General features: G+C 63.2%; 9 protein-coding genes and 1 tRNA gene. 4 read left to right on the top strand and 6 right to left on the bottom strand.

Annotation, left to right across the window (positions count from 1 at the left end; genetic code table 11):
* Positions 1–70: 70 nt before the first annotated feature.
* On the top strand, positions 71–511 hold the full coding sequence (dtd, locus tag ACZ5Z2_RS17650; protein ID WP_464759893.1) for a D-aminoacyl-tRNA deacylase: 441 nt from the start codon (positions 71–73) through the stop codon (positions 509–511).
* Positions 512–656: 145 nt separating this feature from the next.
* Positions 657–2,528: an RNA polymerase sigma factor RpoD gene (gene rpoD, locus ACZ5Z2_RS17645; protein WP_464759892.1), complete on the top strand. Its 1,872-nt coding sequence runs from the start codon at positions 657–659 to the stop codon at positions 2,526–2,528.
* A 167-nt stretch (positions 2,529–2,695) separates the two neighbouring features.
* On the opposite strand, the gene ACZ5Z2_RS17640 is transcribed toward rpoD, so the two are convergent.
* On the bottom strand, positions 2,696–4,690 hold the full coding sequence (locus tag ACZ5Z2_RS17640) for an SPFH domain-containing protein (RefSeq protein WP_464759891.1): 1,995 nt from the start codon (positions 4,688–4,690) through the stop codon (positions 2,696–2,698).
* Positions 4,691–4,945: 255 nt separating this feature from the next.
* A complete protein-coding gene (locus tag ACZ5Z2_RS17635) occupies positions 4,946–5,548 on the bottom strand; it encodes a DUF2170 family protein (protein WP_464759890.1) in 603 nt (200 codons plus the stop codon).
* Between the two features lie 285 nt (positions 5,549–5,833).
* Between ACZ5Z2_RS17635 and ACZ5Z2_RS17630 the strand changes: the two genes are divergently transcribed.
* Positions 5,834–5,909: transfer RNA gene (locus ACZ5Z2_RS17630), tRNA-Ile, on the top strand.
* A gap of 210 nt (positions 5,910–6,119) precedes the next feature.
* On the opposite strand, the gene rtcA is transcribed toward ACZ5Z2_RS17630, so the two are convergent.
* The 3 genes from rtcA to ACZ5Z2_RS17615 form a co-directional block, all read right to left on the bottom strand.
* A complete protein-coding gene (gene rtcA, locus ACZ5Z2_RS17625) occupies positions 6,120–7,130 on the bottom strand; it encodes an RNA 3'-terminal phosphate cyclase (protein WP_464759889.1) in 1,011 nt (336 codons plus the stop codon).
* A gap of 60 nt (positions 7,131–7,190) precedes the next feature.
* Positions 7,191–8,408: an RtcB family protein gene (locus ACZ5Z2_RS17620; RefSeq protein WP_464759888.1), complete on the bottom strand. Its 1,218-nt coding sequence runs from the start codon at positions 8,406–8,408 to the stop codon at positions 7,191–7,193.
* A 654-nt stretch (positions 8,409–9,062) separates the two neighbouring features.
* On the bottom strand, positions 9,063–10,616 hold the full coding sequence (locus tag ACZ5Z2_RS17615; protein ID WP_464759887.1) for a vWA domain-containing protein: 1,554 nt from the start codon (positions 10,614–10,616) through the stop codon (positions 9,063–9,065).
* A gap of 170 nt (positions 10,617–10,786) precedes the next feature.
* Here ACZ5Z2_RS17615 and rtcR point away from each other — a divergent pair, with 170 nt between their 5' ends.
* A complete protein-coding gene (gene rtcR / locus ACZ5Z2_RS17610) occupies positions 10,787–12,382 on the top strand; it encodes an RNA repair transcriptional activator RtcR (protein ID WP_464759886.1) in 1,596 nt (531 codons plus the stop codon).
* 192 nt (positions 12,383–12,574) lie between these two features.
* On the opposite strand, the gene ACZ5Z2_RS17605 is transcribed toward rtcR, so the two are convergent.
* On the bottom strand, positions 12,575–13,537 hold the full coding sequence (locus tag ACZ5Z2_RS17605) for an IS5 family transposase (protein WP_464761737.1): 963 nt from the start codon (positions 13,535–13,537) through the stop codon (positions 12,575–12,577).
* Positions 13,538–13,832: the final 295 nt, after the last annotated feature.

Below are 13,832 nucleotides of genomic sequence, written 5' to 3'. Positions count from 1 at the left end.
ACGGGATCGCCATGCCGCCACCCGCGGGAGGGCGCGCTATGCTGCGCATCCCGCTCGCCAACGAGTCGCCATGATCGCCCTGATCCAGCGTGTGCTCTCCGCCCGTGTCGAGGTCGAGGGCGAAACCGTGGGCGCCATCGGCGCCGGCCTGCTCGCCCTGGTGGCGGTGGAGCCGCACGACGGCGAGCGCGAGGCGCAGCGCATGCTGCAACGCCTGCTCGGCTACCGCGTATTCGGCGACGAAGCGGGCAAGATGAACCGCTCGCTGGCCGACACCGGCGGCGGCCTGCTGCTGGTGAGCCAGTTCACCCTCGCCGCCGACACCCGTTCCGGCATGCGCCCCAGCTTCACCGGCGCGGCGCCGCCCGAGCATGGCCGGCGCTGGTTCGAGCGTCTGCTGGAGCTGGCGCGCGCGGCGCACCCGCAGGTGGAAACCGGGCGTTTCGGCGCCCATATGGTGGTGAGCCTGGTGAACGACGGGCCGGTGACGTTCCGGCTCGACACCGGCTGAACGAATCTCGCTTCAAGTGTGGCGCAAGCCCGCGTTTTGGCGCGATTTTTGCGTCAAGTGCGGTGATTTTTCCCGGCTTGAAATCTGGTCAAAAAAGCAGCACATCGCTATAATGTCCGGTTCTTGAACCCTGCGGCGGTCGGTAATGAACAACAAAGTCCACGAGCAACAGTCCGAAATCAAGGCGCTGATCGCCAAGGGTCTTGAGCAGGGCTATCTGACCTACGCCGAGATCAACGATCACCTCCCCGACGACATCGTCGACGCGGAGCAGATCGAGGACATCATGGCCGTGCTCAAGGGCGTCGGCATCGAGGTGCACGACGCTGCACCTGACTCCGATCCGCTGGCCGACAACGCGCCGGCCGCCAGCGGCGACGACGAGGCCGCCGCCGAGGAAGCCGTCGCCCTGCTCTCCGCCGTGGACGCCGAGGTGGGCCGCACCACCGACCCGGTGCGCATGTACATGCGCGAGATGGGCACGGTGGAACTGCTCACCCGCGAGGGCGAGATCGCCATTGCCAAGCGCATCGAGGAAGGCCTCGCCCAGGTGCAGACCGCGCTGGCCAGCTTCCCGCTGACCATCGAGCTGCTGCTGGAGGAGTACGACCAGCATCTCGACGGCAAGCGCCGCCTCAGCGAAATCCTCGCCGGCTTCCTCGACCTGGAAGCCGCCGCCGACGCCGCGCGCCTGGAGGCCGAGGAGGCCGCCGCCGCCGCTGCCGAGGAAGGCGAGGGCGAGGGCGACGAGGACGACGCGGACGAGAGCGATTCCGAGGAAGAGGAAGCCGGTTCCAGCGGCCCCGATCCGGAAGAGGTCAAGCGCCGCATGGAACTGCTGCGCGACCACTACGGCAAGTTCCAGAAGGCCGCGCCCAAGGCCGCCGGCATCACCGACAAGAAGATCGTCAAGCTGCGCGACCAGATGGCCGAGGAGTTCCTCAAGCTCAAGCTGCCGAGCGCGCTGATCGACGGCTTCGTCAAGAAGCTGCGCGAGGTGGTGGGCGACATCCGCCACCACGAGCGCGTGCTGATGGAAATCTTCGTCAAGCAGGTAAAGATGCCCAAGGCCGAGTTCCTGAAGGCCTTCCCCAGCAACGAGGGCAACCCCGAGTGGGCGGCCGAACTCAGCCGCAAGCGCCAGAAGTGGTCGCCCAACATCAAGACCCACCGCGAGGCGATCGACGCCGAGCAGGAGAAGCTGGCCGCGATCGAGCAGAAGCTGTTCCTGCCGCTCACCGACATCAAGGAAATCAACCGCGCGATGGCTTCCGGCGAAGCCAAGGCCCGCCGCGCCAAGAAGGAGATGGTGGAGGCCAACCTGCGCCTGGTGATCTCGATCGCCAAGAAGTACACCAACCGCGGCCTGCAGTTCCTTGACCTGATCCAGGAAGGCAACATCGGCCTGATGAAGGCCGTGGACAAGTTCGAATACCGCCGCGGCTACAAGTTCTCGACCTACGCCACCTGGTGGATCCGCCAGGCGATCACCCGCTCGATCGCCGACCAGGCGCGCACCATCCGCATCCCGGTGCACATGATCGAGACGATCAACAAGCTCAACCGCATTTCCCGCCAGATGCTCCAGCAGTACGGCCGCGAGGCCACGCCGGAGGAACTGGCCAAGGAAATGGACATGCCCGAGGACAAGATCCGCAAGGTGCTGAAGATCGCCAAGGAGCCGATCTCGATGGAGACGCCGATCGGCGACGACGAGGATTCCCACCTCGGCGACTTCATCGAGGACAGCAACGCGTCCTCGCCGATCGACTCGGCCACCGAAACCGGCCTGATGGAGACCGTGCGCGACGTGCTCGCCGGCCTCACCCCGCGCGAGGCGAAGGTGCTGCGCATGCGCTTCGGCATCGACATGAACACCGACCACACGCTGGAAGAGGTCGGCAAGCAGTTCGACGTCACCCGCGAGCGCATCCGTCAGATCGAGGCCAAGGCGCTGCGCAAGCTGCGCCATCCCAGCCGTTCGGAGCAGCTGCGCTCGTTCCTCGACGTGGATTGAGGCGATCCTTCTCCCTCTCCCGCTTGCGGGAGAGGGTCGGGGAGAGGGCAAGACAACGGCCGCGTAAGCGGCCGTTGTCGTTTGCGCATGCTGAATCCGGTCAGGTTGCATGCCGCTCCCGTTGCCGGATCGTCGCGTCCCTGCTCCGGCCGGCATCCGCCTCGGACTCAGGCTTGCGCCTTGTCCACCACGGTGGAACGGGGCTCGCCGTCGCCCAGGCCCGCATCCGCCCGCTCGGCCAGCAACGAGCTGGCCAGCTGGATCAGCGAGCCCAGGCCCTGCCCGCCGCTCTCGCCGCCCAGCGCGATCTTCGGCACGATGGCGATCTGGCCGTCGCGGATCGCCTCGGCGAACTGCGAGCCCAGCGTGTTGATCAGCTGCAGCCGCGCGCCCTCGCCGGTGAGCGCCTGCGACTTGGCCTGGATCGCCGCCGCTTCCGCCTTGCCGACCGCGGCGATCGCCGAGGCGCGGCCGTCGCCTTCCGCGCTGAGGCGCCGGCGTTCGGCGTCGGCGTTGATGCCGATGACCTCGGCGCGCTTGTTGGCTTCCACCACGGCGGCCTCGCCCACGTTCTTCTTGATCGCGATCTGGATCGACGAGTTGGTCAGCTCCGCCTGGATGTCGGTGGTGGCGCGGGCCTCGCGCAGCGAGCGCTCCTTCATCGCCGACTGCTCCTGCAGCTCGTAGGTGGCCACCTGCTCGATCGCCACCTGGCGGTCGCGCAGCTGGTTGAGGATGGTGTCGATGCGCGCGCCCGAGGCGTTGCCGGCGCTGCCGTGCGGCGTGCCGATCAGCACCTCCTGCAGCTCCAGGTTGTAGGCGGCGAAACGCTCCTTCATCTCGGTGCCGGCCTGCATCTGGATCGCCGCGCGATCCTGGATCAGCTGGATCAGCGTCTTGGTCTGGCCGATGTTCTTGAAGTACGCGCTGACCATCGGATCCAGCGTCTGGTCGACCAGGCGCTTGATGTCGCCGAAGCGCTGCACCACCAGCGGCGCCTTGCGGTAGTCGATGTGCACCACCACCGACAGCGGCAGCAGCGGCTCGAACGCGTCCTTGGTGATCAGCGAAACCTCGGTGAGGTTCTCGTCGAACTTGTGCAGGTTGGTCACCTCCGGCGTCCACTTGAGGATGAAGTTGGTGGTCGGCACCAGCTGGATCTTGCCGGCGTAGGTGTTGAACGCGTACTTGCCCGGCAGCAGCGGCTCCTTCCACACGCCGCGGCAGTCGCTGTCGACCAGCTCGCCGTGCGAATAACCCTCGCCCGAGCGATCCGCGCCGGTTCTGCCGATGTAGGACACGACCACGCCCACCGAGCCCACCGGCACCACGGTCTTGGGAATGAAGTCCACCGTAGCGAACAGGCGGTTGATGTAGTACGTGCCCTCCACCAGCACCTGGTGCTGGCGGCCGCGGTTGCCGCCGGCGCGCAGGAACGCGTCGATGTTCTGGAAGTTGTTGTGGAAGGTGGCGATGCTGGTCGGATCCTGGCCCACGCGAGGCGCCACGATCTCGTCCGGCGGCAGCACCGGGCCGTCATGCACGGTGACCACGCCGAGCATGTCCTGGGTGGTGTCCTCGGTGGCGCCGCGCGCCTGGCCGCTGACGATCACCACCGGCGAGAAGCCGCGGCGCTCGTTCAGCACCGCGCCCATCTTGGCGATGGTGTCGGCCTCCTCGCGCGACAGCAGCAGGCCATGCACGCGGTTGGCGGTGATGATGGCGAACTGCGCCAGGTTCAGCGCGTAGGTGCCCTCGCGCAGGATCGTGCGCTGCGGGCCCTTCTGGCCGCCGCCGCGCAGGAACGCCGTGACGTCCACGATGCCGCCGTCCACGCAGCGGCCCAGTGCCTGGCCATCGGCCAGATCCTTGCCGTCGCGGGCGAACACGTAGCCGATCTCGCCCTGCGGGATGGTGACCAGATCCTCCTTGTGTACCCGGTACTGGAACGGAAAGAAGTAGTGCAGGCCGCCGCGCAGCACCTGCGGCTGGAAACCCACCTCGCCCTTCAGGGCGATCAGCCCCTCCGAGAGCGAAGGCGCGCCCCACAGCCGCTCGACGATGCCGACGCGGTCATTGGGGATGTAGACGATGGCGTTGGAGGCGTACACCAACAGCGCCAGCACGATGACGGCAGCCGCCGTCGCTATGAGCCAGGTCATGGTTGCAAATCCTTTTCTCGGGTGATGCCCGGCGCAGCGCCGGGGCTGGGTGGAAGGGAATGGCTTCGCCGCGCCCGCCCGACGGCGGACGCGCGTCGCCCGTCGCGGCGGCGCGTGCCATCGCGTGGTTCGTCGAGCTCGATGAGTCGGCCGCTTACCCGGTGCCGTGCACGTGCGGCTTCAGGCGCCGCATGCCGTGCACGGCATGCCGGGCCCTGGGGCATTCGAAGGTGGAGCGACGCATGGCGGTACGCCTCAGCGGATCAGTGCGGACAGCGTGTTCAGCGCTTCCACCGCGTTGCGGCCCAACACGTCGAGTTCCTCGACGATGTTGGCCAGCGGCGAGTGCGCCGAAAGCTGGCCGAACAGGATGTAGTCGTTGCCGACCAGCCCCACGTTCGACAGTGGCAGCGTCGGCCCCAGACGAAGGCAGGCCTCGTTGAAGCGCGCCGGCTGTTTCACCGCGCCCTTCTCGCAGAGCACCGTCGTCACGAAAATCTCCTCGTCGCTCACGGCGAGCCGCACCGCCTGGCCGCCGTACTGCGCCAGCGCCAGCGCCACCATCGGCGGCGCGCCTTCAAGGCGGATGTCCGCCAGCGCACCCTGTCGTGCGGCGTCCGCCTTGAGCGCCTCGAACAGGCGCGGCACGCTCCACTTGTCGTGCATGCGCGAGAAGTCCATGCCCTCGATCAGCCGCTCGGTGCGCTCGCCACGGCTGTGGCGCAGGAAAGTCCGCACCATCGCCTGCTCGTCCGCCGTCATGTAGATGCGGGGGATCGTCATGCCCATCGTGCCCATCCGCTCGCGAAAGGCCTTCTGCCGCTTCGCGCCCGGGCTGAGATGCCTGCTGCCGGTCATGGATCGGTGTTTCCCTGTATCGCCTAGTTAGGCGTAACGTTACGCCTAACTATACGCCGGGACTTTGATGCAGGCAAGAAGAGGCGGAACAGGAGAAGGCTGGAGCGTTCGCGCGCAAGGCTGCGTGGCCCCGGCGCGGCAGGGTGCTGCGCAGGCATTCGCATGAACTGGAATGAATCGGCAAGCCACGAAAGTCCCGGCCGGCGCGGCAACGCCATCCGCTTGGCGCATGTCACGTGCTCCCGCTACTATGCACGACCGCCACGCAACGGGCGGCACCCTCACGGGCCTATAGCTCAACGGTTAGAGCAGGGGACTCATAATCCCTTGGTTCCAGGTTCGAATCCTGGTGGGCCCACCAGATGGCCGTCCAGCGACTTATTTTGTGCGCGATCCAGCATTGTTTGTCCGTTTTGGACAGACTTTCATGGACATCCAACAAAATTTGTCCGTCCAGATCGGCGGTCTTCCCAGCAATGACAGTTCGCTAAGGATCGGATTCGACGCCCCCCGCTTTGAGTAGCGGGACGGCTTAGATTCGGGGAATGCAGGAACTCTCAGAACGGCGACCCTAGCCTATCGCTACTTTCCATGTATCTGGGCGCAATTCGAGGAAGTCGATTTGAACTTCGAGGAATTTTTCGATAAGTGATGCATTGGTACGCGAATGATCCGTAGGCGCGGTAGTAGTAAACGAACCGCTACCTGCCAAAGCCATAGGAAGCAGTAGCTGGTCGGCTGCATGGCAGCCCACGGCAACTCCTGCCTTGATGTAGCGCTGAGCCTGTTCGCAAACCTGTTCGGCAACCTGTTCTGCGCTTACGCCCCGCTCACCAAAGGCGGTGAAGCATTCCGTCACATGCTCAGACTCGATACGAATCATCAGTGCATTACCCGGTCCTAGCGCTGGCTTGACCTCGTGCACCTTTATCGTGCTCTCCGTCAGGCCCAGCCGACGTGCAACGACCTGCAGCTCGCGATCAGCCACGCTCGCGCTGAGATTCGAGATCAAGGCTCGCGCCGATATGACACGCAGCTCGCCCCGCTCCATCAGGTGCAGCGGCGCTAGCGCAGGTGCAGGCTGAATGTGCGCATTCAGCACGCCTCCGCCTGCCGGATAAAAGCCGTGACGTTCGAGGCAGATATCCGTCTGCACGCCCATCCTTTTGAGCACGGGTGCGAAGACGTCCACGAGAAAGTCAGCGGGCGGCGCCAGCGGATTGTGCGTACCGCCTTCCAGGCGGATTGTGGATGGCTGGCTTGCGAGGCTTAGCGCGGGCAATACCGTCTGCAATACCAGCGTGGTCGAGCCGGCCGTGCCGATAGGAAAATGGTAGTCGCCCGAGCGTATGGCATTCGGAATGAAGGTGAGTGCTTGCGAGCCCGCGTCGGCGCCAACTACTGCCGCGCCACAGACCTGGCGCGCCGCCTCGACGGCGGTCAGATGCTGGCGCATCAGGCCAGGGCGGTTTCGTTTGGCGCGAATGCCCGTCATCGTGAACGGCGTTGCCGTCACCATGCTCAGGGTCAACGCAGTACGCAGCAACTGGCCGCCACCAGCCGATCCATCTATCTCGATCATTCCCCGTTCCTTGAATCCATTTCTTGTCGCGGTGAAGCGTGTGGGCTACGCCCGCACGCCTTATCCCTTCACACATACCACCTGGCGAAGCGTGTGCACGATCTCTACCAGATCCTTCTGTGCTTCCATCACGGCATCGATCGGTTTGTAGGCCGCGGGCGATTCGTCGATCACGTCGCTGTCCTTGCGGCATTCAACATGCGCAGTTGCCTGCTTGTGCTCGTCCAGCGTAATGCGCTTGCGCGCTTCGGTGCGACTCATCACGCGGCCTGCGCCATGGCTGCAGCTGTGGAAGCTTTCGTCGTTGCCCAGGCCGCGCACAATAAAGCTCTTGGCGCCCATGCTGCCCGGAATGATCCCCAGCTCGCCAGCCTTGGCGCTTACCGCACCCTTGCGCGTCACCATCACATTCTTTCCGTAGTGGTATTCGCGGCTGACGTAGTTGTGGTGGCAATTCACCGCCTCGGCCCACGCATCGAACGGCTTGGGAATGATCTTGGCAACCGCATCGATGACATGGCTCATCATGATGGCGCGATTGGTACGCGCGAAACGTTGCGCCCATTCCACGGCAAACACATAGTCGTCAAAGTGTTCGCTGCCTTCGGGCAGGTACGCAAGATCCTGGTCCGGAAGGTTGATCATCCAGCGGCGCATGTCTTCCTTGGCCAGTTCGATGTAGCGCGAACCGATGGCGTTACCCACGCCACGCGAGCCGGAGTGCAGCATGAACCACACACGATCATCTTCGTCGAGGCAAACCTCCACGAAATGATTGCCGGTACCCAACGTCCCCAGATGGTTGAGATTGTTGGTGCGCGCCAACTTCGGCTGCTTTTCGACGATGCGGCGAAAATCCTGCTCGAGCTGCGCCCAGCCCACGATGGCCGCGGAAGGCGGCATGTCCCACGCGCCCTTGTCGCGACGTCCTACCGTACGACCATGCGGTACCGCGCGTTCGATCGCCGAACGGAGGCTGGCAAAATTGTCCGGAAGATCGGAGGCGGTGAGCGTGGTGCGCGTCGCGATCATGCCGCAACCGATGTCCACGCCGACTGCCGCAGGAACGATGGCGCCGACGGTCGGCACCACGGAACCTACCGTTGCGCCCTTGCCCAGGTGCACGTCGGGCATGACCGCCACCCAGCGATGGATAAACGGTAGCTTGGCGATGTTGATCAGCTGCTGGCGCGCCGACTCCTCGACCGGGACACCGTGTGTCCATGCCTTGATCGGCACACCGCCAGGTACGTTGATGACCTCATAAGCCGTGGTCATGCATCTCTCCTTTGTCGAACGGCGCCTTGGAGCGTTCCGTCGATTGTCTTTCCGATGAAAAGTGCGGCGACAAGTAGTTGATGAAACGCCTGCTCTACCACTGAGCTACAGCACGATAGTTGGACGTGCTGGCGAGATTCGAACTCGCGACACGGGACTTAGTATGTCTTGTAGTTCCACCGGCATTCGCCGCAACGCGAAAGCTGCTCTTCTTAAACTGGCCTGTGACGACAAGTCGGAGTGAACGACTTTGATCTTTCCCAGGCGGCTGCTTGCGCGGCTCTGGGTCGCATCAAATCTTTGACAGAGATTCCTAGTACGTTCACTGGCATTCGCAACAAACCTTCCACAAACCCTTTCTATCCATGTGAAAACAATGGTGCAGCGACAAAGAATGGTGAAACACCCTACGTGGCGTCCGCCGAAGCACACGGTCACGCAAGCGGGATTCGAACCCTATCGCCCGAAGGCTTACCATGTAGTTCCACCTGCATTCGCTGCAAAACAAACTTGTTGAAAACCTGGCCTATCAGGCGAAGCGACAACCCTGTGAGAGATGCCGGAGTCGAACCAGCTGATCCCAAGTAGTCCCTCACGCATTCGCTGCGCCCTCCGGGCCCATCCCCGATGGGCTCTCCCATCGGGGGCCGACAATCAGAGCGCTATCGCCTCGATGCGCTCCACCCAGCGACGCGCATCCGTTCCGTCGGATGCCACGCTTGCCAGCAAGTCGAACACGGCATCGCTGAAACCACCCACGTGCAGCACATCCTTGCTCTCCACGGTCTGACTTGTTGCATACGGCTGAAGGTCGATGCAGACCATCCGGGCCTGCGGGCAACGCAACTTCAGCACTTCCCACTGACGCATGGTTTCCGTCCCACCGCTGGCGCGCGTATCAACCCAGCTCTGGTTGTCCGACACGAGCACCAGCAGATCCACCTTGCTACGCTCCTTGTTCAAGCATTCCAGCGGCGCGCTCACCTTCGTTCCACCGCCGAGCATGGCCACCAGTTGTTGCGCCTGGGTCATCACGCTGTCGCGCGGGTTCAGACGACAAGGACGGACGGCTTCCGCAAACGGGATGACGCGGGTATCGGCGTTCACATGCTTCACGCATGCCGCAATCAAGGCGGCGACCTCGATACAGCGCACCATCGATGTCGCGCCGCGGCGTACCCCGGTCACCGGCGCCTGCATCGAACCCGATACATCCACTGCCACCACCACCCGCCCGTCAACCTTGGGAACGTTGCGAGTCGCGACTTCCATTGCATCTTGCAGGGCCTCAAGGATCGGTGCCGGAATACCCGGAGACGATGCACGAAACGCCATCATCAGCTGGTACGGAAAAGCGCGCGCCCGTTGAATCGCTGCTTCGCTACGCAGTCGTGCCGCGAGACGCGATGTCAGTGCGCCGTCCTCGAATACGCCATGACGTGCGAACGCGTTCAAATTCATGCGCGTTGCCTGCCACGACGCCCGGCTCGCAATATCCTTCCAATGCGCCGCCTTGAGCGGCAGGGCTGTCAGGTACTGGAACGGAAGATCCGGCACATCGTTTCCCTGCTCCTTCTTGAAGGCTTCCAGCACACGAACCTTTTCCGGCAACGCTTCCTGCTTATAGGGCTTGCCTATCAACCATGCGTAGAGCGCTTCGCGCTCGGCGTCCTGCGGCTTGGGGTGAACCATGCGAACCACATCGGCCAACGAAGGCTTTTCGCCGATGGCTGCGCTCATCACTGCGTCGACCGAAGCGTTCTCCAGCCAACGCTGCACCAAACGCTTCGGGCGCGTTCCGAGCGACTTGCGTCCCACCACGCCACTGCGAACGATCTGGACGAAGTTGCGCAACATGCGGCCGTTGTCGATCACCTGATCGAACACCTTCTCCAGGAGATCGCCATCGCGCGCGGCCAGATGCGCCAGCAGCAGCGCCGGCATGTCCTTCATGTAGGCAACCTTGCGGGCGTACAGCGCGACCTTGGCGATGTATGCCGGCGCCACCGCTTCGCAAAGCGCCAGCACCTGACGCAACTGCATGGCGGCGTCGCTGTAGTACGTACTGTTAAGACAGCCCGTCGCGGCATAGAGCGCCAGCGCCGCCTCGGCAGAACGGTTGTAGGCAACACCGCCCGCCTCGTTGCAGGCATCGGCCCTGGGAACCAGGCGGCCGGGTTGGCTGGCGAAGAGTTGTGCGTTGGCCATGGGAATCTCCTGTTGACGTTCCCATGAGTGCAGTTCGCGTGCCAATGCCGGCGACAACAAGTCAACTACATGATTTATATCTTAAATATCCGTACTCAGGCTCGCTGCGTGCCCAATTGAATTCGACAAAATAGATAGCTAGAGATAGCTATTTATCTTATCGTATCGTCATGAAACCCAAAGTCGTGATCGGTTTTCTCGGAACCCAGCTTGACGCCGGCCGCGGTGCCGGTCGCTGGGAGAAATGGCGCCCCTCGGTTTCGCTCGGCATGCACGAGGACTTTGTGGTGAGCCGGTTGGAGTTGCTGGCCGACCAGCGGCGCTATGGCGACGTGGCCGATCAGGTGCGTGCGGATCTAGCCCAGATCTCGCCGGAGACCGACGTGCGGGTGCGAGACACGTACATTGCCGATCCGTGGGATTTCGAGTCGGTCTATTCCGTGCTGCACGACTTCAGTCGCGATTATCCGTTCGATGTGGAGAAGGAGGACTACTACGTCCACATCACCACCGGTACACACGTTGCGCAGATCTGTCTGTTCCTGCTGACGGAGAGTCGCCACTTTCCTGCGCGTCTGCTGCAGACATCGCCACCGCGCAAGCAGCGTGAAGGCGTGAGTGGCGATTACAGCGTGATCGATCTGGATCTATCCAAGTACGACCGCATCGCCGAACGCTTTATCAAGGAACAGCAGACGGATCAGGCCTATCTGAAGAGCGGTATTGCCACGCTCAATCCCGCGTTCAATCGCATGATCGAGCAGATCGAAACCGTGGCGATCCGCTCGGCCGCGCCCATCCTGCTGATGGGCCCGACCGGCGCGGGTAAGAGCCAGCTGGCTAAGCGCATCTTCGAATTGAAGAAGCTGCGGCATCAGCTTCCGGGCAATTTTGTCGAGGTCAACTGCGCGACCCTCCGCGGCGACGGCGCGATGAGCGCTTTGTTCGGTCACATCAAAGGCGCCTATACCGGAGCGGTGCAGGAGCGTGCCGGGTTGCTTCGATCGGCCAACAAAGGGCTGCTTTTTCTCGACGAAATCGGCGAGCTCGGCGCGGATGAGCAAGCGATGCTGCTTCGTGCGCTGGAAGAGAAGCGCTTCCTCCCTGTGGGCAGCGACAAGGAGGTTCAGAGCGACTTTCAGCTTATTGCAGGTACCAATCGCGACCTTGGGCAGCGCGTGAGCGAAGGAAGCTTCCGTGACGACCTCTATGCGCGACTGAACTTATGGATATTCCAGTTGCCGGGCCTGGCTGATCGTGCGGAGGACATCGAACCGAACCTCGATTTCGAACTTGAGCGGTTCGCGGAAGGTAACCAGCGACGGGTGATGTTCAATAGGGAGGCGCGCGACCGTTATCTCGCGTTTGCGATGTCGCCAGATGCTGTTTGGAGTGGCAACTTTCGCGATCTTGGCGCGTCGGTGACACGCATGGCCACGCTTGCCACCTCTGGTCGTATACGCATTGAAGCTGTCGACGAGGAGATTGGCCGGCTCAAGAGACTGTGGGATCCGGCTGGCAGCCGGGACGATCATGGGCTTGCGCGGCTGCTGGGCGATCGTATGCACGACATCGATAGCTTTGATCGTGCGCAGCTGTGTGAGGTGCTCAAGACCTGCCGTAGGGCCAAATCCCTCTCTGAGGCAGGGCGCATGCTCTTTGCCGCCTCGCGGAAGCGCCGGTCGACCACAAACGACGCCGACCGGTTGCGTAAGTACTTGGCGCGCTTCGATTTAAGCTGGGAGGAAGTCGCCGTGCGCGTCTAGCCATGGTGTTGGCCAAACTATGCAAGACGTCTGCGGCCAAACTTTGCTAGGGAAACTCTGATCAACCGCCGCCCAGGCCATCTCCGCGTTCACCTGAGCCCAACCCGTGCGAAAAACACCCCAGCCGGCGGCCCGGGGCCGCCTCCTCGGCGCCGCAGCAGGCCCTTTCGGGCCCCTGCGGACGCAGTAACCCTACGTCGGCTGCACCAACCGCTTGCGCGCCATCCACAGATTGACCAGCGCGAACAGCGTCGTTACCTGCGCGCCATTCTTCGCCAGCCCCTTGTAGCGCGCCTTCACGTAGCCGAATTGCCGCTTGAGCACCCGGAACGGATGTTCCACTGCGGCACGGATCGAGGCCTTGGCATGCTCCAGTTGCTCCGTGATCGCGCGCAGCTTCGGATCGTCGATGGCCATCACCACGCTGCGCTTGGCGGCGATCCAGAACGTCCGGCCGCGCTTGGGTGCGCGTTTTTCCGCGCCGATGTAGCCGGCATCACCGAAGACGTGTTTCTCCCTGCCGTGCAGCAGGTTCGCCACTTCGGTCACGTCCGCCACGTTCGCCGCCGTGCTCACCACCGTGTGCACCAGGCCCGTTTCCTCATCCACCCCGATATGCGCCTTCATCCCGAAGTACCACTGATTCCCTTTCTTCGTCTGGTGCATGTCCGGGTCGCGCGCCTTGGCCTGGTTCTTCGTCGACGGGGCCGCCGCGATGATCGTCGCGTCCACGATGGTGCCTTGCGACAGCTTCATGCCGTGTCGCTTCAGGTGGTCGCCCACCGCCGCGAACAGTTGATCGGCCAAGCCGTGCTTCTCCAGCAGATGCCGGAACTTGCAGACCGTTGTCTCATCCGGTGCCCCTTCCTGGCCCAGGTCGATGCCCACGAACCGGCGCATCGCCGCCGAGTCGTACAACGCCTCTTCCACCCCTGGATCGGACAGCGCGTACCACTGCTGCAGGAAGTGCGCACGCAGCATCCGCTCCTGGCCGATCGGGCGACGGCCACCCTCGCCGGGCTCCGGATCCTTCGGGTAGTACGGCGCGATGATCGCGCACAGCTCGGCCCATGGCACCACCTGATCCATCTCCGCCAGGAACACATCACGTCGCGTCGGCTTGCGGTGCCGCTCGAAACCCGCATCGCACTGCATCGACAGGCTCATCTGCTTGGGGGACATCGACTACGATCCATCCGGGGGGTGGCCTTGAACCGCAGGGCAAAATCAGAGTTTCCCTAGATCGCGCATTGTGCTGGAAACCGTAAAGTGGCCGCCTTGGCCATTTTTTTATGATTTCCCTGAAAGCATGGAGTGACCATTCTTCGTTGCGCGGCCACCGATGCAATGTCGCTAGTTGCGACCGGCGATTTCCGGGCCATCGCGCAACGGTGTCGGATGGGTTGCTTCGTAACGAAAGTGCAAGAAAAGGGACATCCATCCGTTACAT

It is taken from the genome of Rhodanobacter sp. G1 (assembly GCF_055397855.1).
The sequence above is the reverse complement of the archived record's forward strand: the minus strand, read 5'-3'. Positions and strand labels throughout refer to the sequence as shown.

What these genes read in the sequence shown, in the direction of transcription:
- rpoD (WP_464759892.1), top strand. Translation starts at nt 657, where the DNA reads ATGAACAACAAAGTCCACGAGCAACAGTCCGAAATCAAGGCGCTGATC.
- ACZ5Z2_RS17615 (WP_464759887.1), bottom strand. Translation starts at nt 10,616, where the DNA reads ATGGCCAACGCACAACTCTTCGCCAGCCAACCCGGCCGCCTGGTTCCC.
- rtcA (WP_464759889.1), bottom strand. Translation starts at nt 7,130, where the DNA reads ATGATCGAGATAGATGGATCGGCTGGTGGCGGCCAGTTGCTGCGTACT.
- rtcR (WP_464759886.1), top strand. Translation starts at nt 10,787, where the DNA reads ATGAAACCCAAAGTCGTGATCGGTTTTCTCGGAACCCAGCTTGACGCC.
- ACZ5Z2_RS17605 (WP_464761737.1), bottom strand. Translation starts at nt 13,537, where the DNA reads ATGCAGTGCGATGCGGGTTTCGAGCGGCACCGCAAGCCGACGCGACGT.
- ACZ5Z2_RS17620 (WP_464759888.1), bottom strand. Translation starts at nt 8,408, where the DNA reads ATGACCACGGCTTATGAGGTCATCAACGTACCTGGCGGTGTGCCGATC.
- ACZ5Z2_RS17635 (WP_464759890.1), bottom strand. Translation starts at nt 5,548, where the DNA reads ATGACCGGCAGCAGGCATCTCAGCCCGGGCGCGAAGCGGCAGAAGGCC.
- ACZ5Z2_RS17640 (WP_464759891.1), bottom strand. Translation starts at nt 4,690, where the DNA reads ATGACCTGGCTCATAGCGACGGCGGCTGCCGTCATCGTGCTGGCGCTG.
- dtd (WP_464759893.1), top strand. Translation starts at nt 71, where the DNA reads ATGATCGCCCTGATCCAGCGTGTGCTCTCCGCCCGTGTCGAGGTCGAG.